The organism is Sphingomonas bacterium (assembly GCF_903644055.1).
Classification (GTDB): Bacteria; Pseudomonadota; Alphaproteobacteria; order Sphingomonadales; family Sphingomonadaceae; genus Sphingomonas_I.
This window is the reverse complement of sequence record NZ_CAHJXD010000001.1, coordinates 1-2,544: the sequence shown is the minus strand read 5'-3', so window position 1 is coordinate 2,544 and position 2,544 is coordinate 1. Positions and strand designations below refer to the sequence as shown.

6 protein-coding genes are annotated in these 2,544 nt (G+C 66.4%); all 6 read right to left on the bottom strand.

The features are described 5' to 3' along the window. Nucleotides 1-147 precede the first annotated feature (147 nt). Nucleotides 148-531: a 50S ribosomal protein L19 gene (rplS, locus tag HUU94_RS00030; RefSeq protein ID WP_174273093.1), complete on the bottom strand. Its 384-nt coding sequence runs from the start codon at nt 529-531 to the stop codon at nt 148-150. Nucleotide 532: 1 nt separating this feature from the next. Next, nucleotides 533-1,273, bottom strand: coding sequence for a tRNA (guanosine(37)-N1)-methyltransferase TrmD (trmD, locus tag HUU94_RS00025; protein WP_174273092.1), 741 nt, complete (start codon nt 1,271-1,273; stop codon nt 533-535). Continuing rightward, entirely contained in the window at nt 1,270-1,551 is a 282-nt protein-coding gene (locus HUU94_RS00020) for a hypothetical protein (RefSeq protein WP_174273091.1), read from the bottom strand. The genes trmD and HUU94_RS00020 overlap by 4 nt, the downstream gene beginning before the upstream one ends. Further along, entirely contained in the window at nt 1,548-1,943 is a 396-nt protein-coding gene (locus tag HUU94_RS00015) for a type II toxin-antitoxin system VapC family toxin (protein WP_174273090.1), read from the bottom strand. Before HUU94_RS00015 ends, HUU94_RS00020 begins: the two co-directional genes overlap by 4 nt. Then, nucleotides 1,936-2,208, bottom strand: coding sequence for an AbrB/MazE/SpoVT family DNA-binding domain-containing protein (locus HUU94_RS00010; RefSeq protein WP_174273089.1), 273 nt, complete (start codon nt 2,206-2,208; stop codon nt 1,936-1,938). Before HUU94_RS00010 ends, HUU94_RS00015 begins: the two co-directional genes overlap by 8 nt. 30 nt (nt 2,209-2,238) lie before the next feature. Continuing rightward, on the bottom strand, nt 2,239-2,544 hold a 306-nt coding region (rimM, locus tag HUU94_RS00005), incomplete at its 5' end, for a ribosome maturation factor RimM (RefSeq protein WP_174273088.1).

The following is a 2,544-nucleotide window of genomic DNA, read 5'->3' as shown; positions in this document are numbered from 1 at the left end:
GCTTGGCCAACGCCCTCAAGCTCTTCTGACTATGTTGTATCGCTCGACGGACCGCCTCAGTCGTCGTGGCGCTCCCGTCGACCCGGCCCATAGCGCTTCCTCCAGCTAACGGTGAATGATGCACCATCAAAGCATGGGATCAAACAGCTAGCCCTCGGAAGCCGTCGTGCGATTGTCGCGGCGCTCGGCGATGCGCGCCGATTTGCCGCGGCGGCCGCGCAGATAATAGAGCTTGGCGCGGCGCACCGCGCCCTTGCGGACCACCTCGATCGAATCGATGTTCGGCGAATAGAGCGGAAAGACGCGCTCGACCCCCTCGCCGAACGAAATCTTGCGCACGGTGAAGCTCGAGCCCATGCCCTTGTTGGAACGCGCGATGCACACGCCCTCATAGGCCTGCACGCGGGTGCGCTCGCCCTCGACGACGCGCACGCCGACCTTCAGCGTGTCCCCCGGGCGGAATTCGGGGATCGCGCGCTTGCTCATGAGGGCGGCGATCTGCTCGGCCTCGATCTGCTGGATGAGATTCATCTCATTCGTCCTTCTCGTGCCGCGCGCCAGAGGGAGGCTGGACCCGCGCGCCACTATGGCGCGCCCAAAGGTCCGGTCTCCGTGACCGTGTGTCGATCTCGGCCTGGGCTTGGCGCCAGCCGGCGATCTTCGCATGATCCCCCGATCGCAGCACTTCGGGGATCGTGCGCCCTTCCCATTCGACGGGCCGGGTATAATGCGGATATTCGAGCAGGCCCCGTTCGAAGCTCTCGTCATCCCCGCTGGAAGCCGCGCCCATTACGCCGGGAAGCAGCCTGACGCAAGCGTCGAGCAGCACCAGCGCGCCCACCTCTCCGCCCGACAGCACATAGTCGCCGATCGACACTTGCTCGATGCCGCGCGCCTCGAACAGCCGCTCGTCGATTCCCTCGAACCGGCCGCAGAGGACGATCACGCCGGGACCGCTCGCCAGCATGCGGATCCGCGATTGCGTGAGACACGCGCCGCGCGGCGTCATCGCGAGGATCGGCCGGTGCGGCGGCCCGTCGACGGCGGCGTTGTCGATCGCCGCCGCCAGCACATCGGCGCGCAGCACCATTCCCGCGCCACCGCCCGCCGGGGTATCGTCGACCGAGCGATGCCGGTCGCGCGCGAAATCGCGGATCTGCACCGTCCCGAGCGACCACGTCCCCTCGGCCAGCGCGCGGCCCGCCAGGCTTATCCCGAGCGGCCCGGGAAAAATCTCCGGATAGAGCGTCAGGACAGTCGCGGCGAAGCTCATGCCCCCACCCGCGGCGCCACCACCTCCACCAGCCCCGCGACGACCGCGCCCGCCACCGCCATGCCCAGCGTCACCATCCCCCAGCCGGCGATCAGCACGGCGTCGCCGGTCGAGAGCAGCGCGAGGAACAGCGCGACCGGCGGCAGCAGCACGCGCAGCGCGCCGGTGACTGCCCGCATCCTCATACCCAATCCCCGCCTCCGCGCGCCGACCTGTCCGTAGGCGACGAGCACGAGATAGAGCGGGACTATGACAGCGAAGAGCGTTTCGATTTTCACGCCGTGGGTTCCTGCGGCAAAGCCCAATTCTCGACATTCAGGTTTGGAACACCCGCAAAATGCTTCTCGTTCGCGGTAACGAGCGTGAGGCCGAGCGTAATCGCATGAGCCGCGATCAGCCGATCGAAGCTGCCGCGCCGAAACGGAAGTCGCGCATAGGCTTCCGCCTCCGCGCTGCCGAAGGGCAGGGGCGGGATGGCGCGAAACAGCGCCAGCGCCTCGGCGACACCATCCCTGCGGACGGCACCGATCAAAACTTCGGCGAATGCGATCGAGGAAGTGACCAGCGCGCCCGGCTCGCAATCCTCGACGCGCGAACGCAGCACGTCGGCGCCACCCCCAAGGAGATAGACACAGATATTGGCGTCGAGCAGAAAAGCGGGATCAGCCACGCTTCACGAGCTTCCCCTCCCAATCGAGTTCACGCTCCTCAAACTCGCGTTCCTCGGGAGAAAGCGGCTTCAACCCCGGGATGGATCCATAGATTCCCGTCAGATCGATCTTGGTGACAGGCTTGGCTGTCCGCTCCACGATATAGCGCCCCTGTTCCTCTCGAAGCGTAAGCTCGGTTCCAGCATCCAGGCCAAGCGCTTTGGGAAAGCGGACGGCCACCGAATTGCCCGCCTTGAACGAGGTGGAACGATATTCATCACCCATCACGGCCTCCGTATATACGGTCTGTATATACTAGCTGACGAACGCTTCGTCCACCACCAGTCGCTCGGCACTCCACTCCGGCACCGCCTCCGGCCGCATCGGCACCATGAAGCGCTTGCCGTCGGCGCGCTCGATCTCGATGACGTCGCCCGCGCCGAAATTTTCGACCGCGACCACCGCGCCGATCGCCTCCCCCGACCGAGTCACGCAGGGCAGGCCGATCAGGTCGGCATGATAATATTCGCCCTCCTCCAGCGGCGGCAACGCGTCGCGCGCGATCGTCAGTGCGGTGCCGCGCATCGCCTCGGCGGCGGCGCGGTCGCCGATCTCGGCGAA